Annotated in this window: 17 protein-coding genes, 2 CRISPR repeat arrays and 1 riboswitch; of the genes, 2 read left to right on the forward strand and 15 right to left on the reverse strand. The window is 44.3% G+C overall.

What is annotated here, in order from left to right; translation table 11 throughout:
• Positions 1 to 35: 35 nt before the first annotated feature.
• Both SPSPH_RS18445 and SPSPH_RS18450 read right to left on the reverse strand, forming a co-directional pair.
• Complete coding sequence (locus SPSPH_RS18445) at positions 36 to 1,313, reverse strand: purple acid phosphatase family protein (RefSeq protein WP_158027117.1); 1,278 nt, start codon at positions 1,311 to 1,313, stop codon at positions 36 to 38.
• Positions 1,314 to 1,330: 17 nt separating this feature from the next.
• Entirely contained in the window at positions 1,331 to 2,785 is a 1,455-nt protein-coding gene (locus tag SPSPH_RS18450; RefSeq protein ID WP_075757910.1) for a PLP-dependent aminotransferase family protein, read from the reverse strand.
• Between the two features lie 117 nt (positions 2,786 to 2,902).
• On the opposite strand from SPSPH_RS18450, the gene pdxS reads away from it, so the two are divergent.
• Both pdxS and pdxT read left to right on the forward strand, forming a co-directional pair.
• Complete coding sequence (pdxS, locus tag SPSPH_RS18455) at positions 2,903 to 3,784, forward strand: pyridoxal 5'-phosphate synthase lyase subunit PdxS (RefSeq protein WP_280523096.1); 882 nt, start codon at positions 2,903 to 2,905, stop codon at positions 3,782 to 3,784.
• A 2-nt stretch (positions 3,785 to 3,786) separates the two neighbouring features.
• The gene (gene pdxT / locus SPSPH_RS18460; protein ID WP_075757912.1) at positions 3,787 to 4,368 is read left to right on the forward strand and encodes a pyridoxal 5'-phosphate synthase glutaminase subunit PdxT; all 582 of its coding nucleotides are present in this window, start codon (positions 3,787 to 3,789) and stop codon (positions 4,366 to 4,368) included.
• A gap of 88 nt (positions 4,369 to 4,456) precedes the next feature.
• Here pdxT and thiC read toward each other — a convergent pair whose 3' ends face one another.
• The 13 genes from thiC to SPSPH_RS18525 all read right to left on the reverse strand — a co-directional run bounded on the left by thiC (position 4,457) and on the right by SPSPH_RS18525 (position 25,547).
• Complete coding sequence (gene thiC, locus SPSPH_RS18465; RefSeq protein WP_075757913.1) at positions 4,457 to 5,755, reverse strand: phosphomethylpyrimidine synthase ThiC; 1,299 nt, start codon at positions 5,753 to 5,755, stop codon at positions 4,457 to 4,459.
• Positions 5,756 to 5,819: 64 nt separating this feature from the next.
• Positions 5,820 to 5,917, reverse strand: a riboswitch (TPP riboswitch).
• Positions 5,918 to 6,119: 202 nt separating this feature from the next.
• A CRISPR array of direct repeats spans positions 6,120 to 11,265; the repeat unit is 30 nt; unit sequence ATTTCAATACATCTAATGTGTTCGTTGCCC.
• A gap of 179 nt (positions 11,266 to 11,444) precedes the next feature.
• Positions 11,445 to 11,729, reverse strand: a complete 285-nt coding sequence (cas2, locus tag SPSPH_RS18470) for a CRISPR-associated endonuclease Cas2 (RefSeq protein ID WP_075757914.1) — start codon at positions 11,727 to 11,729, stop codon at positions 11,445 to 11,447.
• A complete protein-coding gene (gene cas1b / locus SPSPH_RS18475) occupies positions 11,726 to 12,733 on the reverse strand; it encodes a type I-B CRISPR-associated endonuclease Cas1b (protein ID WP_075757915.1) in 1,008 nt (335 codons plus the stop codon). The genes cas2 and cas1b overlap by 4 nt, the downstream gene beginning before the upstream one ends.
• 19 nt (positions 12,734 to 12,752) lie before the next feature.
• The gene (locus SPSPH_RS18480; protein WP_075757916.1) at positions 12,753 to 13,241 is read right to left on the reverse strand and encodes a CRISPR-associated protein Cas4; all 489 of its coding nucleotides are present in this window, start codon (positions 13,239 to 13,241) and stop codon (positions 12,753 to 12,755) included.
• A complete protein-coding gene (locus SPSPH_RS18485; RefSeq protein WP_075757917.1) occupies positions 13,238 to 15,664 on the reverse strand; it encodes a CRISPR-associated helicase/endonuclease Cas3 in 2,427 nt (808 codons plus the stop codon). The genes SPSPH_RS18480 and SPSPH_RS18485 overlap by 4 nt, the downstream gene beginning before the upstream one ends.
• Before the next feature lie 84 nt (positions 15,665 to 15,748).
• The gene (gene cas5b, locus SPSPH_RS18490) at positions 15,749 to 16,507 is read right to left on the reverse strand and encodes a type I-B CRISPR-associated protein Cas5b (RefSeq protein ID WP_109298227.1); all 759 of its coding nucleotides are present in this window, start codon (positions 16,505 to 16,507) and stop codon (positions 15,749 to 15,751) included.
• 17 nt (positions 16,508 to 16,524) lie between these two features.
• Complete coding sequence (locus SPSPH_RS18495; protein ID WP_075757918.1) at positions 16,525 to 17,493, reverse strand: type I CRISPR-associated protein Cas7; 969 nt, start codon at positions 17,491 to 17,493, stop codon at positions 16,525 to 16,527.
• Positions 17,493 to 19,232: a hypothetical protein gene (locus SPSPH_RS18500; protein WP_075757919.1), complete on the reverse strand. Its 1,740-nt coding sequence runs from the start codon at positions 19,230 to 19,232 to the stop codon at positions 17,493 to 17,495. Before SPSPH_RS18500 ends, SPSPH_RS18495 begins: the two co-directional genes overlap by 1 nt.
• A gap of 14 nt (positions 19,233 to 19,246) precedes the next feature.
• A complete protein-coding gene (locus SPSPH_RS18505; RefSeq protein ID WP_143559038.1) occupies positions 19,247 to 19,924 on the reverse strand; it encodes a CRISPR-associated protein Cas6 in 678 nt (225 codons plus the stop codon).
• 309 nt (positions 19,925 to 20,233) lie between these two features.
• A CRISPR array of direct repeats spans positions 20,234 to 21,897; the repeat unit is 30 nt; unit sequence ATTTCAATACATCTAATGTGTTCGTTGCCC.
• Between the two features lie 445 nt (positions 21,898 to 22,342).
• Complete coding sequence (locus SPSPH_RS18510; protein ID WP_075757920.1) at positions 22,343 to 23,095, reverse strand: AAA family ATPase; 753 nt, start codon at positions 23,093 to 23,095, stop codon at positions 22,343 to 22,345.
• 1,073 nt (positions 23,096 to 24,168) lie between these two features.
• Entirely contained in the window at positions 24,169 to 24,294 is a 126-nt protein-coding gene (locus SPSPH_RS18515; protein WP_269147960.1) for a hypothetical protein, read from the reverse strand.
• Positions 24,295 to 24,329: 35 nt separating this feature from the next.
• Positions 24,330 to 24,833: a cobalamin-dependent protein gene (locus SPSPH_RS18520; RefSeq protein WP_198931050.1), complete on the reverse strand. Its 504-nt coding sequence runs from the start codon at positions 24,831 to 24,833 to the stop codon at positions 24,330 to 24,332.
• 15 nt (positions 24,834 to 24,848) lie between these two features.
• Positions 24,849 to 25,547: a helix-turn-helix transcriptional regulator gene (locus SPSPH_RS18525; RefSeq protein ID WP_075757922.1), complete on the reverse strand. Its 699-nt coding sequence runs from the start codon at positions 25,545 to 25,547 to the stop codon at positions 24,849 to 24,851.
• Positions 25,548 to 25,923: the final 376 nt, after the last annotated feature.

Genomic DNA, 25,923 nt, shown 5'->3' on the forward strand with positions numbered 1-25,923 from the left:
CTTGGATCATATAATATATATATTAATTCTATATATTATACAGGATTTGTCAATGTCTTTTTTAACTCCCAGACATCAATCAGGGCGCCGCTTTGCGTAAAAGCTTTGAGCCTGAGCAGGCTTTCGCTAACCTCTACCGTAATATAATTAGGTTCTGCGGCCGGATCATGAAAAAATTCATGCCATTCCTTGGCCAGGAGGTTCTTGTAGGTTTTGGTACCGCTCCTACCGGTAGCCACATATACCGTGCCATGAACCGGCCCGTCGGCCTTTACGCCGTTATAGAGCGGATAGGTACGGGCATAGGCATGGTCGTGGGCGGTAAAAACAACATCAACCTGGTAATTGTCAAAAACCGGGCCAAATACCTTGCGGATAGCAGGGTCGCCCTCACCTGGCTTATTATTGTATAACGGGCGATGGATAAAGGCGATCTTCCATTTTTTCCTGGTGGCTTGCAGGTCGCGCTCCAGCCATTCTTTCTGGCGTGCCAGCATATCGGGTACATATTGCCGCTGCTCACCCTCCTGACTGTCCAGCATAACAAAATGCACATCACCGTAATCAAAAGAATACACCTGCCCTTTCAGGCCCGCAGGCCCGTTCGGCGGCAGCTTGAATTGGGCAGTAAATAATACCGGCATGGAAAACACGCGCTCCGGCGTATAGGATTCATGATTGCCGGCTATCGGCATGGCCGGAATGGCAGCGGCAAGCCCTTTGGCGGCGGCAAACCACTTGTCCCATTGAGCGTAATCCTGCCCGACATCAACAAGGTCACCGGCATTGGTAAAAAAAACGGCATCCGGATTGGCCTGATAAGCATTGCGGGCGGTAGTGCCCCAGACATTGTAGTTAATGCTTTGCGAATCACCAAAAACCAGGAATTTAAACGGCCGGGACGTTGCCGGGGCGGTAGTAAAATAAGAGTTCTGACTCCACCCGTCCGGTCCGCCAACCCGGTAAATATAACGCGTACCCGGTTTGAGGCCTGTCAGCATAACTGAGTGAATCCCCAGCTCACCGGTGTTGGTATGCAGTCCTGTTATCCCGGCGGCCACGTTGATGGCCCGCTGAGGAAATAGCCGGCTGTGAGCGGCTTCGGCATACTGCACCTGCCCGCCGATAACAGCAGCGCCGGTGCGCCAGGTAATGGTCTGGGTTGTTGCAGGATCACCCTCCCAGGTCAGAGTAATATGTTCCGGTACAGCCGCAGCACCGGAAGCGGCGGCGGCCAGCAGCGCTGAGGAGGTCCCCAGCAGCAGCATGACAATTAAAAGTAAAACAGGCAACAGTCTTGTTGGCTTACGCATATTCATCCTCCTGATTTTTAAATCTCACCCAGTTCAGCCTCAATAACCCTTCCCAGCACCTTAACCCCCTGTAATATTTCCTCCGAGCAAGTCACCGCAAAACTCAGGCGAAGATACTTATCCGGTGCCTGACGCGGAAAAAAGGCTGTGCCGGGTGTTAATAAAACTCCCGCTTTTTCAGCTTCTTGCACAACCTTTGCCGCCGATACACCTGCAGGCAGCATAAGCCAGCAGGTTAATCCCCCCATAGGGCGGTGGCAAATTACAGCAGGTGGTAAAAACTGCCCGATAGCTGCCAGGATAATCTGATACCGTTCCAAATAAATGCGCCGCACGGCGGCAATATGTTTTTGCCAGATGCCTTTACGCAGGTATAAATCAAATGCCCGCTGGGTCAGGCCGGAAGTGGAGATATCTGAATGGTGCTTGACGGTTAACACCTTGGACACCAGTTGCGGCGGCATAAGCAGAAATGCCAGCCGGAGACCTGGCATAAAAATCTTGGAAAAGCTTTTCAGGTAAATCACCCGTTGATCACGGTCCAATGCCTTTAACGGCACCAATGGCATATCAGAGACATCCAGTTCGCTAATATAATCGTCTTCCAAAATCATAGCATGATAACGCCGGGCCAGTCCAATCAACCGGTTTCTTTTAGCCAGCGAATAGGAATATCCGGTTGGATTCTGGATGTTAGCCATTACATAAATCAGTTTGGGCCGGAAAGACCTGATTTTCGACTCCAACTCCTGAATATCCATACCGTCGCTTTCCATATTTATTTCCACAATCTTGGCACCCCGTGAACGAAAGGCCGCAATGGCACCAGGATAAGTAGGGTTTTCGGTAAATACATAATCACCGAAATTTAATAAGGCTTTGGCAATAATATCAATCCCCTGCTGGGCACCGGAAATAATCTGGACATTGTCGGCCTGCGCCTTTATCCCCTGTTCCTTCAGGTAGGAAGAAATGGCTTCCCGCAAAGGTTTAAACCCCTGGCTGTCCTGGTAACTGAACGCATTGCCCTTATCTCTGTCCAATACCTCAATTATGATATTTTTGAAATCATCAATAGGCAGCAAATCCGGCGGAGGCATTACGGTAGAAAAGTCGATACAATTATCCGGCAAAACCCTCTCCAGCCTGGTAAACGTTTCTATTTCAGGCTCAGGAACGGCAGCTATGCACTCCTCCCCGGTACTGCCGGTAATCTCGGCGACGTAACTGCCGCTGCCGGCCCGGGAAAAAATATAACCGTTTTGCTCCAACAGTTTGTAGGCACCGGCTACTGTCCCGGGGTTGACTTGAAGAAAGGCGGCTAATTTGCGCACCGGCGGCAAAAGATAGCCGCAAGTCAGCTGACCGCTGACAATCAGTTCCTGCAGCGCGGAATATAGTTGAACATATAATGCATCTTTAGCATCTCTTTGTAATTGTATCGATACAAAATCGAAAAAATCCTGATTCATATTGAGTTTTCCTCTCTGCCTTGCTATAATTACAAAAATTTGTTGCCAACACGCCAAAACTGTGTCGGTACAATTATTTTAGCACACTCTATCTTTTATACCAAGGGAGGATACTCAATTATGCAAAAACGGTATGAACTCAACAAAAATCTGGCCCAGATGCTAAAAGGCGGTGTCATTATGGATGTCACCAATGCCGAACAGGCTAAAATCGCGGAAGCCGCCGGTGCCGTCGCTGTCATGGCGCTGGAGCGGGTGCCTGCCGACATTCGCAGGGACGGAGGGGTAGCCCGGATGTCTGATCCTAAAATGATTCGCGAAATCAAAGCTGCCGTTTCTATCCCGGTTATGGCTAAGGCGCGGATTGGACATTTTGTGGAGGCACAAATCCTTGAAGCAATCGGCATCGACTATGTGGATGAGAGTGAAGTCCTAACCCCGGCTGATGATGTATACCACATTAATAAACATGACTTCAAAATTCCCTTTGTCTGCGGTGCCAGAAACCTGGGGGAAGCCTTACGCCGGATTGGTGAAGGCGCTGCTATGATTCGCACAAAGGGTGAAGCCGGTACAGGCAATGTTGTTGAGGCCGTCCGGCATATGCGGACAATGCTGGCCGACATGCGGCGGGTCAAAGGGGCTCCGGCAGAAGAGTTAATGAGTCTTGCCAAGGAAATGGGGGCCCCCTTTGATTGGATACAATACATATGGGAACAGGGAAAACTGCCGGTTGTTAATTTTGCCGCCGGCGGCATTGCCACACCGGCCGACGCCGCCCTCATGATGCAGCTTGGCTGCGACGGCGTGTTTGTGGGCTCAGGCATTTTCAAGTCAGGTGATCCTGCCAAGCGCGCCAAAGCCATTGTTCAGGCCACGGCTCATTATGATGATCCGGAGCTGCTGGCTAACATCTCCGAAGACTTAGGCGAACCGATGGTGGGGATAGAAATTGATAAACTTGACCCGGCCGAACGTCTGGCCGCCAGAGGGTGGTAGACTTGCTGACAATCGGCGTTTTAGGACTTCAGGGCGCTGTCCGGGAACATCTTGACTGCCTTAATGCGCTGCCTGCTATAACAGGTATCGCCGTAAAAAAAGCTGCCGATATCAGCGCTGTGGATGGGCTGATACTTCCCGGCGGCGAATCCACTACCATGGGCAAACTGCTGGAGGAATTCAGACTAACCCAGGTTCTGGCTGATAGCATCCAGGCCGGCATACCGGTGTGGGGAACCTGTGCCGGTATGATTCTCTTAGCCAAGGCTATTGCCGGCGAACCCGTCTGCCATCTGGGCCTCATGGATATTACCGTACAGCGCAATGCTTACGGCAGCCAGTTGGACAGCTTCACCACCACCGTTCTGATCCCGAAAGTATCTGACATGCCCATACCATTGGTTTTTATCCGTGCGCCTTATGTGGTAAAAGCCGGGCCAGGCGTTGAAATACTGGCAATAGCGGCTGACAAAATTGTCGCTGTAGAACAGGCGAATATGCTGGCCACCGCGTTTCACCCGGAACTGACCAGTAATTTAGAATTTCACCGATACTTTGTTGGCAAGGTGCGAAAGCAAAAGTGAAAACGAAAGCATAAAAAGAGGGTACCGCAGCGCTAAGGATTGTTTCCCTGGCAACTTGCTGTACCCTCTTTGTCTTAGTCTATTTCACTTATAAAATACTCAAATCTTCGCCGTTAAGAACCTTTTTCATATTTTTCATAGGACACATTTTACCGCACATCGTACAAGTATCCTCACACTCAGGCATGGATTCCTCCCGGTATCTTCTGGCCTTTTCCGGATCAATGGCCAACTCGATCATCCGCGGAAAATCTACTTCAGCCCGGGCGGCACTCATTTGATTATCCCAGTCGCGCGCGCCGGGAATGCCTTTGGCAATATCAGCGGCATGGGCGGCAATGCGGGCGGCGATAATGCCTTCCTTCATATCATCCAAATTGGGTAAACGAAGGTGTTCGGCCGGAGTCACATAACAGAGGAAGTCTGCACCGTTGGCGGCGGCAATGGCCCCGCCAATCGCACTGGTAATATGGTCATAGCCGGGAGCGATATCGGTAACCAGCGGGCCCAGCACATAAAAGGGAGCACCGTGGCACAACCGCTTCTCCAGCTGCATGTTGGCGGCAATTTCATTAATGGCCATATGGCCGGGACCTTCGATCATAATTTGCACATTTCTGTCCCAGGCGCGTTTCGTTAATTCGCCAAGGGTAATCAGTTCCTCTATTTGGGCGGCATCGGTAGCGTCGTTAATCGAACCGGGCCGGCAGGCGTCGCCTAAGCTGATGGTTACATCATATTTTTCGCAAATATCCAGGAGGCGGTCATAATACTCATAGAAGGGATTCTCCTGATTATTTAGCTCCATCCAGGCAAATAAGAGCGAACCACCCCGGGAAACAATGTTGGTAAGACGCTTGTTTCTTTTTACCCGTTCGGCGGTCTGGCGGTTCATACCACAATGAATGGTCATAAAATCTACGCCATCCTCGGCATGACGTTCCACAACCGAGAAGAACTCGTCAACCGTGATATCCTTCAAATCCTTATCCAGCATCCCCACAGCATCATACATGGGGACAGTACCAATCATAATAGGAGACAGCTCAATAAGTTTACGCCGGAATTCCTGGGTTTTGCCGTAGCAGCTCAAGTCCATGATGGCCTCGGCTTTTAGGTCGATGGCCTTTTTGACTTTTTCTAATTCCAGTTCGATATCACAACAGTCTTTGGATACTCCGAGGTTGACATTAATTTTTGTACGAAGTTTTTCCCCGACCCCTTTAGGGCTAAGGCTGGTATGGTGCTTGTTGGCGGGAATGGCTACCCTGCCGCTGGCCACCAACTGGCGCAGCACCTGAATATCGATCTGTTCCTCCTGCGCAACAATACGCATTTGTTCGGTAATGATGCCTTTTTTGGCAGCATCCATTTGAGTAGTGTACATATTTCCTCATCCTCCATAAGTAAATTTTAGCTATAGCAGAGGCGAGGAACGTGGGTAAGCTTGATTTATCAACAGAAAGCTTTCCTACGGTGGTACTAACCACATCAGGTTCAAGGGTTGGATTTGAATCCTCTCAGCCGTCGGGCACCCCTAGCTATAACTAATCAATGGTAATATTTTACTATTTCTACTTTTTTCCCTGAATTCCTTCTGCTGGGTAAAAAGAATTTTATTTAGGTTGGAATATTAGTCACAAAGTTGTGCCTGGTATTCTACCAGGGTTGCGCGGAGGTCGATGAAACTCAGTATATCTGATGTAGTCGTTGCCCTAAGTCTCACAGATAAAACAATAGGTATGACCATCAATTCAATACATCTAATGTGTTCGTTGCCCCCGTGGAATAATGGGGTTGGGGCCCCGTTATGCCGATTTCAATACATCTAATGTGTTCGTTGCCCATATATTTTTTTTTACTGTAGAATATCTCATATTAGATTTCAATACATCTAATGTGTTCGTTGCCCGAGTGCTGGCAAATCTACCATCTATCAGTTTTACATTTCAATACATCTAATGTGTTCGTTGCCCGCGAAAAGTTCCGGTAGTCGCTGCGGAGTCTTTACGATTTCAATACATCTAATGTGTTCGTTGCCCGGTCATCACCCGGCTTCCTGGTCGTGGGTTAGCTATTTCAATACATCTAATGTGTTCGTTGCCCGATGGGTCATTGCTGTTAATAGAGCTTTGTTCATACATTTCAATACATCTAATGTGTTCGTTGCCCGATTATATACTTAAGATTCCCTGATGATCGTTCGTATTTCAATACATCTAATGTGTTCGTTGCCCCTAGGTCACTCGGTTATGATAAGGCTTTACAACCTATTTCAATACATCTAATGTGTTCGTTGCCCGCGACGGTGACTGCAGGGCCGATTGCCAGCCTGAATAATTTCAATACATCTAATGTGTTCGTTGCCCTATAAAGGCAGAGCAGTACAATGGCAGTATCTACAAATTTCAATACATCTAATGTGTTCGTTGCCCCAATTGTTATCGCTCAAGGTACTACTGCAGCATCTATTTCAATACATCTAATGTGTTCGTTGCCCATCGAGGATGACTGGGACAGTAATTCGGGTAAAGAATTTCAATACATCTAATGTGTTCGTTGCCCATGGCTCCTATCTCGGAGCATACGGCGCTAACCTGTATTTCAATACATCTAATGTGTTCGTTGCCCAGTTAAGTTTAAACCGGAAATTAATACTTCGTGAATTTCAATACATCTAATGTGTTCGTTGCCCTGCGGTATGACTCCTCATCAGTTTTCTTCAGATTCTATTTCAATACATCTAATGTGTTCGTTGCCCAAATAGATAAAAACAGATAAAGTAAATAAATAGGAATTTCAATACATCTAATGTGTTCGTTGCCCCTATTTCGCCTGATATGCGCCAACTACAAGGCAGAATTTCAATACATCTAATGTGTTCGTTGCCCTGGGATACCGTTTTTAAAGACCGTTATCCTCATGGATATTTCAATACATCTAATGTGTTCGTTGCCCATATGTTATAGCCATGTCTATCACCCCTGTTTCCAATTTCAATACATCTAATGTGTTCGTTGCCCCCACCCGGAAAGAGATTGTTTAGCTCCTTCTTTCAGATTTCAATACATCTAATGTGTTCGTTGCCCTCCCCGCCTTCTGTGCTGCCCGGATATCCTGGATATTTCAATACATCTAATGTGTTCGTTGCCCTGGTAGAAGCGGCAGAAATTGCGCCTGCCTCAGATACATTTCAATACATCTAATGTGTTCGTTGCCCGCCGCCCAGTTTGACACTGGAAGAACGCAAAACCAATTTCAATACATCTAATGTGTTCGTTGCCCCTATCTTAATCTCGCCGTGAGCCTTTTCGTATTGTTATTTCAATACATCTAATGTGTTCGTTGCCCTGGGCTTGGCCATCGTCTACCACTTCCCCGGTCATGTATTTCAATACATCTAATGTGTTCGTTGCCCATTTTTGCCATTGTGCTTTTTACCTCGCTTTCATAATATTTCAATACATCTAATGTGTTCGTTGCCCCTGGAAACTGGCGGCTTGCTCATTGCCTGGCCTTCATTTCAATACATCTAATGTGTTCGTTGCCCTTAGCAGCTAACCTATTCCGCGCCACGCAAACCGAATTTCAATACATCTAATGTGTTCGTTGCCCTTTCATAAAATGTCTGCACTCGTCATCGCCATAATCATTTCAATACATCTAATGTGTTCGTTGCCCGGGTGCACCCCTAAATTAGAGGTGCAGGAGCCGGAATTTCAATACATCTAATGTGTTCGTTGCCCAAGCACTAGTAGTCTTGCACTCAAGGCCAACCTTTATTTCAATACATCTAATGTGTTCGTTGCCCGGTTTTCAAAAAAATAAATTCCATCACCAAGCCAAATTTCAATACATCTAATGTGTTCGTTGCCCCGCAATGCTACTCAGGCGGCGCTTAAGAGTGGGTACTATTTCAATACATCTAATGTGTTCGTTGCCCGCTGCTATTGTCAAAGACCTGCTTAGTGAGCACGAATTTCAATACATCTAATGTGTTCGTTGCCCCGTTGCACCTAAATTTTCGGAGCTCAATGCAATCCTATTTCAATACATCTAATGTGTTCGTTGCCCAGCACTGTCATTCCTGATTAACAACCTGATTTTAGCATTTCAATACATCTAATGTGTTCGTTGCCCGAGATTTATATGCAATTGAATGCTCTCAGCGGCTATTTCAATACATCTAATGTGTTCGTTGCCCAACTCCCTCAACTCAGTTATTACCGCCCGTCTCAGATTTCAATACATCTAATGTGTTCGTTGCCCACGCCATCAACCCAACACCCTTCGTCATGATCATAGATTTCAATACATCTAATGTGTTCGTTGCCCATTTTAATTAAAAACGGCCGGCTAACAGAGGATAGATTTCAATACATCTAATGTGTTCGTTGCCCAAGAGCAGGAAATTGATAAGAAAACTTACAACTACCATTTCAATACATCTAATGTGTTCGTTGCCCTGAACAGTGTGAGCGAACCGACAAAGAAAACATTGATTTCAATACATCTAATGTGTTCGTTGCCCTATCAACCTCCAGGCGGATATTCCGGCTCATGCCAAATTTCAATACATCTAATGTGTTCGTTGCCCGTTCGCTCACACTGTTCAGCGTCGATATGGATGCAGATTTCAATACATCTAATGTGTTCGTTGCCCCCCTGGAAACTGGCGGCTTGCTCATTGCCTGGCCTTTATTTCAATACATCTAATGTGTTCGTTGCCCCAAACTCCTAGAGGAAGATGATTTTACAGATAAAAATTTCAATACATCTAATGTGTTCGTTGCCCCCGTGCTTTCATAATGGCGGCAATTGCCTATAAGACATTTCAATACATCTAATGTGTTCGTTGCCCGTTGCTAGTTATCGGTACTGCGCTGGCCGGCACAATATTTCAATACATCTAATGTGTTCGTTGCCCGTCGGAGTTAACCAAAGCATAATATTCGGTCAGCTATTTCAATACATCTAATGTGTTCGTTGCCCAAAATCTTAGAATCTACTACAGGACCAAGAACGCAAATTTCAATACATCTAATGTGTTCGTTGCCCACCTTCAAGTCGATAAGCTTTTTCACGGCTTGATATATTTCAATACATCTAATGTGTTCGTTGCCCAATTAATTCTCAATTTTGGATATAATAGGAAGGAAAATTTCAATACATCTAATGTGTTCGTTGCCCATAGCGGAGTCGCGGCAGACCAGGGCTTCTTTGCTCGATTTCAATACATCTAATGTGTTCGTTGCCCGGTTAAAGGCATTGCCATGATTCAGCCTTATGCAGATTTCAATACATCTAATGTGTTCGTTGCCCATAGCGCAAAACTCGCCCCATTGCTTGAAAAAGAAATTTCAATACATCTAATGTGTTCGTTGCCCGTATATGGAGCGCCACAAATACGACATATATCAGTATTTCAATACATCTAATGTGTTCGTTGCCCTTAAACCGTTCCGCATCGGAATTTCCATCCGACAAGATTTCAATACATCTAATGTGTTCGTTGCCCAATCATTCGCTCAAAACTAAAGACTGCCGAACGCTTATTTCAATACATCTAATGTGTTCGTTGCCCCACAAGGCATACAGATGGTTACAGGGATGTGTACTATTTCAATACATCTAATGTGTTCGTTGCCCATGGTTGGGACTGGTACTTTTAAATCTAGTGCCAATATTTCAATACATCTAATGTGTTCGTTGCCCGGCCGCATTTATGCAGAGTGAAATCAGCCGCTTGGTATTTCAATACATCTAATGTGTTCGTTGCCCGGTCCCCTCAAGCAGTTTCTGACCGACAATGATAAATTTCAATACATCTAATGTGTTCGTTGCCCTATGGGGACATTTTTACCACCTCCTGCGCTATATAATTTCAATACATCTAATGTGTTCGTTGCCCCTCTGCCTGTTTAGAATCATTAAAGCGGTCTACCTATTTCAATACATCTAATGTGTTCGTTGCCCGTAACTATATAGAAGTCAAGAGAGAAACCGTAACAGATTTCAATACATCTAATGTGTTCGTTGCCCACCCCGACTCTTAATATGGTGTGTAGCCAATAAATAATTTCAATACATCTAATGTGTTCGTTGCCCTTCATGATTTTCCGCATAACATCTTGCACAATGCATTTCAATACATCTAATGTGTTCGTTGCCCGGTGGGCAGAATCTGCAAACAGCGATCGGTGGACAGTATTTCAATACATCTAATGTGTTCGTTGCCCGTTATTGCAGTTGCCGCAGTTTCGCGGCGGTTGGTATTTCAATACATCTAATGTGTTCGTTGCCCGTAGACGCGGTTATAATTGCACCACACCAAAGACCATATTTCAATACATCTAATGTGTTCGTTGCCCAAAGTCTGGTACAGCTTTTACGCCGTCAAGTAGCGGATTTCAATACATCTAATGTGTTCGTTGCCCTTAATTGACTTTATTTTCTCCGGCTTATCGGCACCAATTTCAATACATCTAATGTGTTCGTTGCCCGAACTCCTTATGAAGTACCACGACACCGAAACAAGATTTCAATACATCTAATGTGTTCGTTGCCCGTGGGTGCCGGTGACGGAGAGATTGCCGGAGAAAGAATTTCAATACATCTAATGTGTTCGTTGCCCATGGAAAGTTGAATTTAACCCGCTTTGGATGCCTTCATTTCAATACATCTAATGTGTTCGTTGCCCATCAGCGTAATTCACCCGCAAAACCTGCCATGCCAAATTTCAATACATCTAATGTGTTCGTTGCCCAAACTCCCTCAACTCTCGCAAAACCGCCCGCCTAAGATTTCAATACATCTAATGTGTTCGTTGCCCCCGATAAGGTCTGATATGGTAACTTTTAAGGCTGCATTTCAATACATCTAATGTGTTCGTTGCCCCAAGAGAAAATCAGCCTCTCACCAAAGATCAATCCCCTAAAAACCCAGCATTATTACGGATCATCCCGATATTTTTCCAAGCTAACCAGGCTAAATTTCAATCTTATTATAAAATCCTCACCAAGCCACTGTTTATAAGGGTTTCTCTGCCTTGTCCATAAAGACCTGCTTGGAAAAAGTCAAATTATTAGTGATTCCGTTTTCTGGTGATCGGTTCCAAGGACTTCTTCGCCGAAATCGGCTTTACTCTTCATCTTGATAATTGTGATAAAATCTTCATCTTTGTTAATAATTCTGGCAAGCTCACCCTTTAATTCAAGTAAATTAGCCGGGGTTATGTGCCCGCGAAATACTGATTTTTGATGATGCTTGAAATATTTCTTGCAAGCCTTGAAGACTTTCTGAACCCGTTTTTCGCCGATGTCGTAAAAGATAAACGCATAATTATAGTTAACGTTGCTCATTGTTTGGCCTCCATATTGAAAAAAGCTACCGGTTTTTCTTCCACAATATACTTTATCAATTTGTACCCATCCAGCCTGATAGCCTGTTTATAGGAAACCTTCCTTTTTAGCTTGCTATGGTCAAACACGCCGTTAATCCGTTCCTCAAACTCAGTAATAAACGTCTTTCTCCCAGCTTCATTAAGCAGCGCATAATTCAACTTTTTATCAAAATGCTTCGCTACTGTTATTTTTCTGTTATTTATGCAATCAAAAATCGTCTTATATACCAATACCGGCTTGAAGGTCTCGGATATATCCAGACTCAAAGAATAACGTCTTTCCATGGGTTCATGCAAATAGGAGATCGTTTGATTAAGATGGGTATGGTACAGCTGCGTCAGCGTTTTAGTATATAGCAGCGTATTACCGAAAGACACCAGGGCATTAATGGGATTATCAGGCGGCCGTTTAACCCTTTTATTCATGTGAAATTCCTCTGGCAAAATCAGCTTGAAGGTCTCGTAGAACCGGGCCCAAATCTCGCCTTCCAGACTCAGCAGTTGCTTGATGGCGCAGATACGTATCAGCAACTCAGGCACATCTTTTTTCAACCAGTCCAGGAATGGCTTCAACTCATCCTTCCCATGCCGGTAGTAGTGGTAAAGGACAAAGTGAATATTGGCAGCAATCCCTGTTACAACAGCTTTGGCAATTGTCATCCGTTTTTCCTGGTTGTCATAAGCTAACGCCTGAGAAACAGTCAGTCTGCCACTAAGCAAATAGTCTTTCGGGTAAAAAGTGCCGATATAGTTTTCATAGTAGCCGAAAAAATGCACCACAATGCCTGCCTTTGACAATATCTCCAGCAACTTCGTACTTAATGTTATGTCATTAAAACAATATAACTCTTTGGTGTCTTTAATCGGCAGATACACATTACCGCGTTCACCGCGAAAACAGATAGAAAAATCTTTGCGGCTTAAATCTCCCTTGGAAAAAATATAGCGTGTCTCTTCTATCATCCCACACTCTCCCTATAGGTCAGATATAGCAGTATTCATAGTACGCACACCGCTTACACCTGGCCATTGACTTGGGTGCAGGTGGAACCGGTGTCTGCAAAAATTCCTCGATTTCGGCATATTGTCTGGTAAGCTGTTCAATCAACGCCTCATTAAGTTCAGTATAATGTACCTTCCTGTCTTGCTTGTTCTTTTCCCATACCTCCAGCCGCCCTTTACGACTAATGCCCTTTTCAGCCAACCGCATCAGATAGAACTGGATTTGGGCCATAGCTGCCGGCAGATCGGCATCCGATTTTTTTAGCTCCACCACATACTCATCAGTAATTTTGTCCAGTTTGATATTGTCAATCGCCAATTCCCCGTCTTTCGCCGCAGTAAGCGCATGCAGCACCCGGCCAATCCGCACATCCTCCGAGTTATCTTCCATATTCAGCTTATGATAAAACAGCCAGCACTGGCGGGGACAGTGGATATAATAATTAACAAGCGTACCGGTTAGCATCATAAAAACAATCCTTTCCCCTGCTTCATAAAGGCTTTGCGGTTAAACTTACCGTCCTCAATAAACTGTTCACCATTTTCTATGTAATAATAGCCGCCGAACTCTTCGTCACACCCCAGGGCCTGCTGCTTATCACTATATACACTGTAGGTAAAATACGACATCTGTTCAGCCAGTTGGGACAATTCCACCTTCCGGCGCCCATAGCCCATTGTCTTAGACTGGCAAAGCTCTTTGTAGCGCTGCCAGACAGCCCGCCCGGAAATAACCAAATCCCCTTCTATCAGGTCATAGGCCAGGAAAATCTGATAGGTCGGGGAAATCAGACGCATATCCTGCTCGATTTGCCGATACTTTAGTTCCAGACACTTGGCGTAGGTATAATGGATATTCCGGGCAGTTCTGGCATCACTTACTCTCTTTACATCCTGTAAAATCCGCTCATAAATAGCCTTAAAATCTTTCTGCTGCAACAATTCCGCTATTTGCGGATTGCTTACCGGATAATTGAGCCGTTCATCATCGCCATAGATTTTCTTCGCATCATCATAATTAAAGAAATAGGCTTTACCCCGCCGCAGGCAGGAACGGTTAATCCGCCCCAGAAACTGCTCTTCAGCGTCAGGCAGTGAGATATCCTTGAAGCCAACATCCATATCAATATCCACACCGGCCTCAATCACCTGAGTGGCTACCACAATAATGCTTGTTTTGCTTTTTATCTCCTTAATTACCTTTTTGCGGTTGCAGGAATTATCGTCACCTGTCAGCTCCACACAATACACATCCGGTTCCTGATACAACATATTGAAAAATTCCCGGGCCGTGTTTTTATTAATAAACTCCACCAATACCTTCTGTCCCTTATGTTCCAACACCTTAGCCTTCAGCACAGCCAACTCAATCTTCTTATGGGCCAGCAAGGAAAAGTCTAATTCCACCCTGTCCCGGAAAAACCGGTTTTGATAGTATAGCTGCGGGTCCGTAATCAGGTCGGCAATCGCATACGGATGTTCATCCAGCAATAAGTCCAGCTTCGGCAACGTAGCCGACATTATGATGATTTTGATGTTGAGCAAACTGGCATATTGCAGCAAAAACAGAATAATCTGCCGCCAGATAGCGTTGCGATAGCTCTGAATCTCATCAATAATCACCACACTGTTACATAATTTAAGCAGGGGAAAACACGGTTCCTTCCCTGTGCTAAACAACGCGTTGAAGAAGTTGACATGCGAAGTGACAACAATCGGGTAATTATTAAAAATCTTGTTGAGCGCCGCTCGCTCATAATCACAGTCCTCATCCGCTTCCCCGGTACCAGACCGCCCCCGGCCACCGGCAGGCTGTTCCACATAAATGGGTGTAAGCGAATTAACAACAGCGATTTCTTTGCCGTAGGCAAAATACTCTTCCAGCACATCAGCCGTCTGCTCAACCAGGGTGTTAAACGGAAAAATATAAAATACATTGGATAACTGCCGCTGCTGGTCAAGCAGGGTTAAAAACAAATTAACCGACATATTGGTTTTTCCCGACCCGGTGGGAGCTTCCAGATAATACAGGCAAGCTTCCGGCTGCCGGCGCAGGTTCTCCTCAGCTTCTAAAAAAATCCGGCAGCGCTGCTCGTTGATTGACCCGGCAAAAACACCAGGGTCCTGCTGATACTGCCGGATACCGGCATAAAGCTTGCCACCGTAATATTTCTGCTTAAGCTCCTCCAAATTATCAATAGTGCAAATATCCACGGCCGCCCCCTGCATATACTCCGCCGTGGCACAGTAATCACAGGCGGTAATCACACTGAACAACAGCTTATTCAAGATATAAAAAGCCGTTTCGCCGGCAACCACCTTCTTTAGCTGGTCATAGCCCCGGTCAGCCGTAAAAATGCTGTTCTTCTCCAGGTTAAGCTCCCGCTCATACCAGCTGCCTTTCTCCAGACAATCCTGCAGTTTATCCTTAAAATCCCCAATATCTTTGAGACCGCCATGATGACGGGCGATACAATAGCTAAAAGCAAACAAAAAGTAGGAAAACTTTTTCCTGTCAGGTTTATCAATTGCATCCAGGTGCTCACACAGATAAATATAAGCAGATAAGGCGGCATGGTTGCGGCTGTCGTATGTGCCGGGAAAGGCAGGGTTTTTTAAGACGTTGCGCTGATAAGACGGATTGATTTTGCCAATATCGTGCTGATAAACGGCATCAACAAAAAATTGATAGATGGCCGATGTTTCCCGTTCATCACAGCCGCAATGAGCAATAACGCGTTTGACAATACTGTCCAGACCTTTTTTCCGGCAATACAGCTCATAATAGTGCAGGCATAACTGGCTATGGGCGGCCAGGGATTCCGGCGCTTTGTCCTTGTCTGTATGGGCCCAGTAGCGGGGATCCTGCAGAAATGTTTCGATAATGCTCATATAAACGTCCTCCCCCGGTTACAGACTCAGGCTTACATGAATTACCCCGCGTAAACAAACAGGGCGGAATCAATCCGCCCTCTGCTAAAAAAAGCATAGTACTCTGGTACCGTCCTGCCATAACTCACCGTTTGCTCTCTCTACCAGGTAATTGGTGAAGAGTATCTGCTGAAATATATAAAAATTATGCTTTGGCTGCAGCGCTACCGGAGCCCGCTCAGAAAATATGTATGCCTGCTGGTCTTCCTGGGTTTCCGTATCGTCAATGTCCTCCAACGCACCGGGAAACAGGGAGTTAATGAATAATGGTCCGCGCGGGACCGGTGCAGCCAGTTCACAAACCGTCGCCTGCTCAATAACAGCCGGAAAATCATTTTTTCCCAGATAAGGGATATAGACACACTTTTGCCCGGTTAAATAGGCAATCAGCTTGTCCCACAGAACCGGCGCCACCGTTCCCCTGGTAAGATATACCGTCCAGGCCGGTTTTTCCAGCCATTGCTCAAAGACTTGCAAATTGCCGCCAAGCTCTTTGGAAGCATAACCGACACTATTATTGAAATACTGCACCTTTTTGGTAAAATAACCCCGTTCAGCTTCAGGTATCAATGCCAGCCTGATGCCTGCCAGCTTTTCATAAAATTCCGGAAAGCCTGGCTGCTCCTCATCAAACAAGCGGTTATTACGATACCCCCGTAAACCCAGGATGGCTCCCAGCAAGCCTAGCAGAGCAACCCTGTGAATATTATTATAGGTAAAGTATACCTGCTCATTAACATCCGGTTTGCGAAAACAGGCGGCCTCGCCCGACAAACGAAATTTGGCAGCTTGGATGTTCATCATATGCGCCTCGCAGCCATTCAGCGATTACCGGCGATAACCCGGCCACATAAATCGTAGGTTGTACAAGCCAGGCCGCCTAATTCCACATCGGTGTCCAGAGGATTATAATATACTTCCACCCTGTCAATGGCTTGCTCATGCCCCTTAAGCAGCTCTGCCAGCTTTGTCAGCGTAATGGTATTGCGACCATTTTGCTTGCTGAAATCAACATACCTGTCCAAATTAGGCAAATACAATTCGCTGCTTTCTGCACAATGTACAAACAGGGCAAACTCATTTTCGCTGCCGCTCTTACTATTGGTATGAAAGGCTGTCGCTGCCATCAGGCAGCCTTTTTTGAATTTGTCAAAAGCCTCCCGGGTATAACCAGTAAACCCATCAATGCCTAAATCCAGATATTCCAGATAGTTGCCCGGATTGATGGCAAAGGCATAAAAATAATGAGCCTCATCGGTTACAATTTTGCTGCCTAAGGTTGAAGCCGTAGCCGACTCTTTCTTGTCACTGGAATTGCGATACGGCGAGAGGATGTCCTGGCTTTCGATCTGCGTGTCCTCATATTTGTTAAAACCCTGACCGATTTGTACTGCCCCGGTAATGCTGATATTCTGTTTTTTCTCGGCAAAAGTAACACCGAAATTCATAACATCAATGGCGGAAAACAGATTTTTCAACACCTCGCGGGAAGGGGTCTTCTCATTAATAACCGTATTGAAGATTTGCTCATAACGCTCCTGCAAATCCCGCGGCTGCAGTTTGCCTGCTTCTTCTCCATTATTTTTTGCCTCAATTTTGTATGACTTGATGGCCAGCACCTTTTCCCCGGCGGCCTGCCACATTCTTTTAATCGGGTACTTAAAGGCTTTGTCACTGCCAAAAATAGTGCCATTAGAAATAGTTTTCGGCCTGGCGCTGAAGTCGGCATTCCAGTTGGCCATAATGCTGCGGATGGCGACAACACCATAGACGCGGTTAGTCATGTTCATTACTTACCCTCCTCTTTTTCCATAAAGTAAATTATATTGGGCGAAGCAACACCGGCCAGGAAGAGATCAAAGCCTGTTACCTTGTCGGTTACGCAGCCATATCCCATAACCGCCGCCAGCAGCTTGTTGTAACGAGTATTTTTTAAGTGTAAGGCATGTGTATATTTTTTCTCCAGCCGCAGTATCTCCTGTTTGAATTTGTTAACATCCCGGGCATCTGTGATATGATCAATCATGGCATAGGTCGGATTCTGCGCCTGACTTTGCGCTACCAGATAACGGACCAATTGTCCGGCATAATAATAAAATTCCTGATCACTTTCACAAGTCACAAGCGAATCGGTCTTATCGGTAATTAACTTTTCTTTAAGACCCTCTGCTAGACTTTTCAACCGGTCACCCATATCTGCCTTCTCCTTTATGTTAAAATATTTTAATAGCGACAACCGCAAGTTCAGCGCTTTGGCAACCTTGGTATCCTCCAGCCGGGAATAGGACTCCCGGTGCAGCATTTCTTTCAGCATGCTTTGCGATAACCCGTCAACGCAAGCGGCAAAATCCTTTTGCTCACCCTTGCGAAAATAGTTGCGCAGCGCTTCCCGGTAGCGCAGCAGCAAGTTTACCTGAAAAGCCGACAGCCAGTCGCTGGGCTTAGGGGCTGGATTGAAATAATTCCTGATCAAATTTTTGTTGAAAAGCAAGTCATCCACCAAAAGTTCCAACTGCGCCCGGTTATGAATATTGGCCGGCTCAAAATTCTCCAGCCGTAAAAAATTTTCCAATTTTAATACCGGCATTATCTCCTGAGTCAAGCCTGGCAAAAAGTCGTACTCATCAATCACTGGCTGCATACCCTTTGCTAAATGCAGGTAATGGGCATCCTGACGTTTTTCACCGGTCTTAACCAGCGCAAACACCCTGGACGAGCCAATAGGCAGATAGCCGTCCGTTATTGGTTTGCCTGCCTCATCCTGCTGCCCGTCCAGCCAAATAAACATATTCCTGGTTGCCAGCGCATCATCCACACCGACCCGGAAAGGTGCCCTGAAGGCTGTTGTTTTATGCTCCAGGAACGGCTTTTTGGCATTCATGCCCATGTTGCTGTTGGACAAACCGTAAGTGGTTCCTTCCACCGTCACATTATAATCATTTTTATTAAAAATCTTCGGAATCAGATACCGTTTGCTTTCTCTGATATAGTCCGGCAAAGGGACGGCAAAATACAATTTAACATATGTCGTGTCCTTGAGGTTATGTTCAGCAATCTGTTGCTGCAGGTAGTCAATCAGACTGAGCACATAGTCCTGATTGCTTTCAATCACCTGTACATCCGGCGGCGGCAATAGGTAATCAGCCAGCATCGCGGCATCTTCCTTTTTCGGCGAACGCAAGGTCTGATAATACCGGACAACGCTGTCGCGGAAGGTTGCGACGGCTTTCGCGCCTCCCGTCAAGCCCGCCGCTTTGAACGCTACGGCATACATATTGTTGCTGTGAATCTGCTTTTTCGGATCAACCGGCTTATTCATATCCACCAATTGGCTGTAAAAGTCGGCTGTCCTAAGAAACTCCCACCGTTCATCACTGTAAGCCATTTTTTTCTCAATCCTCAATACCTCAGGCTCCTGCTGGCTGCCATACAGCTTAAAGTACAACCCCTCTTTAAGCTGATAATTATCAATAACCAGCCTGTCACCATCGGCATTGTTGCGATAAACCGCCAGCAAATCAAGAATCATACCTTCACCGCCTTTTATTCATAGACACAATATCCCAAACCAATAGCATTCTTCTCCAACAGTCCGGCCCCAATGGCTGCAAAGGCCAGTTGCTGCGATACCAGGTCACTTTTCACCCCGATAATGAGCTTATGCCCCAGGAATGAATTGGCCTTATAGGGTATCTTAATCGGTTTGTCATTAATAAGCTGGATACTCTCAATGAAGTTCTCCGGCGGCTCGTCCATTTCCCCAATAAACGCCCGGTATTTTTTGAGGGCATTCACCTGGATTCGCTCCATTAACAGCTTCAACCCGTTATTCTGGGTCCACGACCGGTTATCAACGGTTGCAACTACCGGCGTGAGACTTTTCAGCCGGACAATCGGGCGATAGGCAAAGTTCCTGATTTCTGTGGCAATAATGCCTGCTCTAAGCTGCGGCAAAAGATATTTCAATTTTAATAGCAAGTCCAACTCAAAAGCACGAATGTGAAAAAGATAGACCCGCCCCTGCTTATACACCTTATCGGCCTCCCGGGGATATAAGTTGCAGAACGAATACCCTTTTAGAGCCCGCTTACCGTGCAATTCCTTAAGTTCGGTATCATTCAGCATGGCACTAGATATTACTCTTGATAAGTATTCGTAACCTTTGGTCGCAGGCAAGTCCGTTTGCAAGTGTATTGTGACGATCAGCTCATGGTAAAGCAATGTATCACCTCTTCTTTTTGTCGAAAACTCGGTAAAAGCATTACATTTTAACAATATATACAATATATTCCAGGATAATTAGGAAAATCCTGCAAATTTATCGAGTTTGTTAGGAACTTTTAGCAAATAAAAGAGGCTTAACTCCCTAGAGTTAAGCCCTGTTTTTCCATTCCGGTTCTACCCTCTTTACTATTCAAATAAGGTTGTACAATTACGGCAATTATCCCAAACATGCCGTTAACGAACTCCTGACTATTTTTCGGCTGAACCCGGAAATATAACAGAATATGATATATCATGTTACATGGCGGTTTCATACATCTAATGTGTTCGTTGCCCAAGTCGCCTTTTACCTTAACAACCAATCCGGTAAATATTTCAATACATCTAATGTGTTCGTTGCCCAACTATAATTCGTGGAACATACCAGACCTATGCCAATTTCAATACATCTAATGTGTTCGTTGCCCGCGACATTAGGGCATTGCTTGCCTCACCGGAACCGGATTTCAATACATCTAATGTGTTCGTTGCCCGAAGCTTTGACTACAGATAACCCAGATGAAATCCAGTATTTCAATACATCTAATGTGTTCGTTGCCCCGGTGTATTGGCTGTGGGATGCTTTGGAGGCACCCAATTTCAATACATCTAATGTGTTCGTTGCCCGGAGAACTCTATGGGCTAAACTTAGATAAGCTCTTATTTCAATACATCTAATGTGTTCGTTGCCCTTGGACTGCTTCTTAAGTCCATGCATGGTAAGCTCATTTCAATACATCTAATGTGTTCGTTGCCCGGAATACTGTTGGAGGTAACTTTCGACTTCTTCAATTTCAATACATCTAATGTGTTCGTTGCCCCTTGACCACCAAAGAGACTATTCTGGCTACTCTGTATTTCAATACATCTAATGTGTTCGTTGCCCGAGATAACGAATGCACAGCATTATTTATATAATGTATTTCAATACATCTAATGTGTTCGTTGCCCCTGTTACTGTACGATAACCGATGCCATTCTTAGTTATTTCAATACATCTAATGTGTTCGTTGCCCCCCCGGGGCAAGATATGGCGCGGTTTATAAAGGTCTAATTTCAATACATCTAATGTGTTCGTTGCCCGTGGGTGCCGGTGTCGGAGAGATTGCCGGAGAAAGAATTTCAATACATCTAATGTGTTCGTTGCCCAGCAAGGGAATATGGTGTCACTCTTGAAACCAGCATTTCAATACATCTAATGTGTTCGTTGCCCGTAGAATTCAGCGAATTCTCTGGAGACTGGAGAATATTTCAATACATCTAATGTGTTCGTTGCCCATATGGAATCTACGAAAGCAAAGGTAAAATCAAACTATTTCAATACATCTAATGTGTTCGTTGCCCCCAGTGCCTACGGCACAAGTTTCTCCTGGTTGAATTAATTTCAATACATCTAATGTGTTCGTTGCCCCTCGCGGATTGCTGCTGGTACTGCTTGACTTATAAATTTCAATACATCTAATGTGTTCGTTGCCCTACATAGTAACCTTGTATAAGTATATCTAAAGGTATTTCAATACATCTAATGTGTTCGTTGCCCTTATATAGATTGTTCTTTGATAACCTGATATAATAAATTTCAATACATCTAATGTGTTCGTTGCCCACTGGTCCAATATAGTTTGTTGTACCAGTATTAAAATTTCAATACATCTAATGTGTTCGTTGCCCATCGTAAAAGGTAGTTCTGCCGGATAGGTCTTTAAATTTCAATACATCTAATGTGTTCGTTGCCCTTGAACTTAATGACATTATCGAAGGATATGGTCAATTTCAATACATCTAATGTGTTCGTTGCCCACCTCGTCCATGAGTATGGAAGCATTTTCGGACAGATTTCAATACATCTAATGTGTTCGTTGCCCGTGCATCGGTTTCAACATCAGGCGGCAGTGGACAGGATTTCAATACATCTAATGTGTTCGTTGCCCCAAGATAAACACTGCGTTTTTCAAAACAGCAATTCCTCAGAAACCTAGCATCTACAAGGTTTATCCCAGTATTTTTCCAAGCTAACCAAGCTAAATTCTGTCTTAATTGTAAAAACCCCGCCAAACCACTGTTTATAAGGGTTTCGCTACCTTATCGATAAAGCCCTGCCTGGAAAAATCAAATTATAAGTGATTTCATTTTCTGCTACTCAATTCCAAGGGATCTTTTTACCGAAACCGGCTTTACTCTTCAGCCTCATTTCTATTAATACTCTGATAAGCTCACTCTTTAGGTTCGATATTAGTAAACAAAACCGCACCTGCGCACGCAAAAGGGGGCTCAACTCCCAACAGAGTTAAGCCCCTTTTGCCTGTTCCTACCTTATAAATGGCCGCAAACCATTACGCATTCACTATTACGGTCAGTAGTAACTTACATTCTGTATTAAACACCTGCTTTTTCCACAATGGCTTTAACTGCCATTACAGAAAGTGAGTCGTCCGGTAAATCAATCAACGGCTTCCCTTCAAAATCAAAAGTAACAGCTTGTACATCATAAGGAATAGTACCGATTAAATCTAAACCAGTTTTCGCAATTTCCTCTTTCAGTCCGTCAATTCCTACTTCATTTGTCTTGGTAATAATTAAGTAAACTTCGGGTATTGAAATCTTTAACACCTTGATCAGCTCAAATACTTTTGCCGCCGAACGAATACTGCGAACCGAAGTATCACTGATGATAAAAAGCATATCAATATCTGCCACAATCCGCCGGCTTAAATGCTCCATACCGGCTTCATTATCAATAATAACGTATTCATAATTTTTTTGTAACTGTTCCAGGTACATCCGCATCAAATTATTGGGATAACAATAACAACCGTTTTGTTGGGGCAGACCCATTTGAATAAGATCCACGCCTTTCCCTTCTTTGATAACTTGACTTAACCGATATTCGGTAAATGAATCCTTGCCCATCCCAGTCGGAATATCATCTCCCAGTCTTACTTCTTCCAGAATATTGGATATAGAATCATCTATATCAATTCCCAAAGCCTCATTTAAATTAGAGTTTGGATCAGCATCTACGGCTAAGACAATACCTTTTTCCTGCTTCATCAATTCTCTAATTAACAAAGCGGTAAAGGTCGTTTTACCAACACCGCCTTTGCCAGCCACAGCTATCTTCTTGGTCATTAGAATCCCTCCAAAAATAAATAGTATATCTTTCCTATAAAGATACCATGCAACTTATGGTACTTCAAGTGTATTGGGCAAAATCATCGTTGGAACAAACGGATCTAATGTGTTCGTTGCCGTCCTGCTCTAAGATTTGCTCTATTGATCGGTTCCAAAGAACTTTTCACTTTTTTAGATTAGATATCAAACAACAGAACCCCACCTGCACAAAAAAAGGGCTTAACTCACAAATTGCCGATAACCCTTACACAGTTTTCATTTTAGTAACCAAATCAGGTCTCACCTTCCTAGTACCTCCCGGCACATAATCTGCTACTCGCTGTCCCCGGTCAGAATTCTACCCCGGCGTAATCAAGCAGGCACAACGTAATTATTCTCCCTCAAATCTACACTAATTATTTTTTAACTATTAAGACACCCAACGTCGCCAGAGCAATCAATAAATACAAAATTTCAAAATTCGTCATTAAATCACCCTCAATGTTAAATCAAAAGCAAAATATTATGAGATTTCATTTAATCATTGACTCAAACTCCCGCCTCTGTAGGCGTTATTAATTCAAGTAAAGTTTACTCTTGGTTTAAGAATAATTCATCTTACAAAATTTGTCAATAAGTATTTTCCTCTGTTTTTTAAAATTATCCTACCTAGGAACCGGCTCCGTTTCTTTTATAAGTTACAGCTATTTTTAACTTTACAAGTAATTCATTTCATTCAATACATTAATATGATATACTAAAAAAAAACCAAATACTTTTGAAGTATTGAAATTATTAATTTGCCGTTGATTTGAGCAAAATGCACAACCTATACATTGGATGTATTGTATAATCACTTTTTGAAACATAGCAATTGCTACTGCCCACTGTACATCATCTGGATTTGTCAAAAAAGGGTCTCAACTCCTACCTGGAGTTAAGACCCTTTTAACTGTTCCTAACCTAAAACATCACTAAATCCTAGCAAACTTTCACGTCACAGGCAACGTCATGATGAGTAAGTGCTACCCAGAGGTCAGCAGCCACTGTGTCTCTCGGAATTGGCTGTCTCAAAATCAAACGCAGCAAAATCACCCCCCACCCCTGCCCTTGCGATTAATAATCTTTTCCAGGTTTTTTTCCAGAAAATCGGTTACATCTTTGGCGCTTTCAAAGTAGTAATCTGCTCCAATTTCTTTAGCAAAAGGTTCGTCCACCGGTGCCCCGCCTACTGCAATTTTGACGCCTTGCCTTAATCCCCTTCACTCAGTTCCTCAATAACTACTTTCATCGCCGGCATGGTAGTTGTTAATAACGACGCCATCATCAAAATATCCGGCTTTTCTTTTTGAACAGCGTTGATAAACTTTCTTGTTGAAACATTTATTCCTAAATCAATAATTTTCACACCTGTGCTCATTACCATCATCTTAACTAAGTTTTTTCCTATATCATGTAAATCGCCTGCTACCGTGCCAATTACAATTACACCTTTTCTATTATTGATTCTCTTTGATTTTAGATAAGGCGCCAATACCAATAAGCCTGCATGTATTGCCCTGGTGGACATTAAGACTTCAGGAACCATAACACGCTGTTCGCGAAATTTGTCGGCCACTTTATCCATGCCGGCCATGAGCCCTTTTTGCAAAACCTGTATAGGCGGATAGCCTTGCATTAGCGCATGTTTGCTAGGCTCCACAACCCTGTCTGCTTCACCCTCGTCAATGCTCTTGATGATTTCCTCGTAAATCACTATTACTCACCCCAGTTAAAATAAACTATTGCGGTAAGCCAACGGAGTCACGCCAATATATCTTCGAAAGAATTTGGCAAAGTAACTTTGGTTTTGAAACCCTATAGCTTTGGAAACCTGCTCAACATTAAGTTCAGGCTGTTTCATTAATTCAACGGCCCGCTCAACCCGGACGCGGGTGATATAATCGTTAACCGTACAATTCAGTTCCCGCTGAAAGAGGCGCGATAAGTGCGAAGCACTGATAAACAAATGTGCAGCCACATCTTCAATCTTGATTGGCTTGGGGTGGTTTTCCACAATAAACCGCTTGGCATCGTTGACCAGACTGAGATGCTTTTTGTCAGCCATGGACAGGCTGTCACCTAAGAATTCAACAACTAATGTTTGAATTCTGCAAAAAAATTGTTCTACCTGTTCAAATTTTTCGACTTCTTTATTAAACTCCTTTAACATGGCCATTACATGTTCCGCGTCAGCTCCGCCCTCAACAGCGGCACGTGAAACTAATGTTGCCAACTCAATGACCCGGACTCTTATCTCTGTTTTATCGCCGACTGTTTTAGTGAATAGATAGGTTAGCAAACTATTCAAATTTGTTTCGGCTCGTGTTTTGTCCCCCAGGCGAATATCCCTGAGAAAGCTCCGTTCTTTTTTTAAGTAGGCACCATAGTCATTTAAGGCCGATACTTTGAGCTTTTTCCGATCCTGCAATCCTTCCTGATTTGCTGCTACATTTTCTTCTTGGTATCAATTTGCTTTAAATAAAAACCTACCAGGTTTCCACATCAGCACTTGACACAGATAATACTTCGTAAGGGGTGTGCCCCTGGCATAATAATTGGCACCGCCCACGAACCATCCGGCATGAAAACGAAAAAAAATGGTTCCTTCCATTTTGCAGCCGCCAGCGTCGCTTGTCGGTAAGAAGCACGCCACTTCGCTATTCCTTTAGAAGTAGCTGCAAATATATTGAAATCTTTTATAACAAGCGGCAAAAGCATTCGAGCAATCTTATAAAGTTCCGATAGTTTTATGAAAACTGCTTAGAGAACACAGCAGGTTACTTCAGCAATCTGCGGACTTTCTG

Origin of the sequence: Sporomusa sphaeroides DSM 2875 (assembly GCF_001941975.2) — a bacterium.
GTDB lineage: Bacteria > Bacillota > Negativicutes > Sporomusales > Sporomusaceae > Sporomusa > Sporomusa sphaeroides.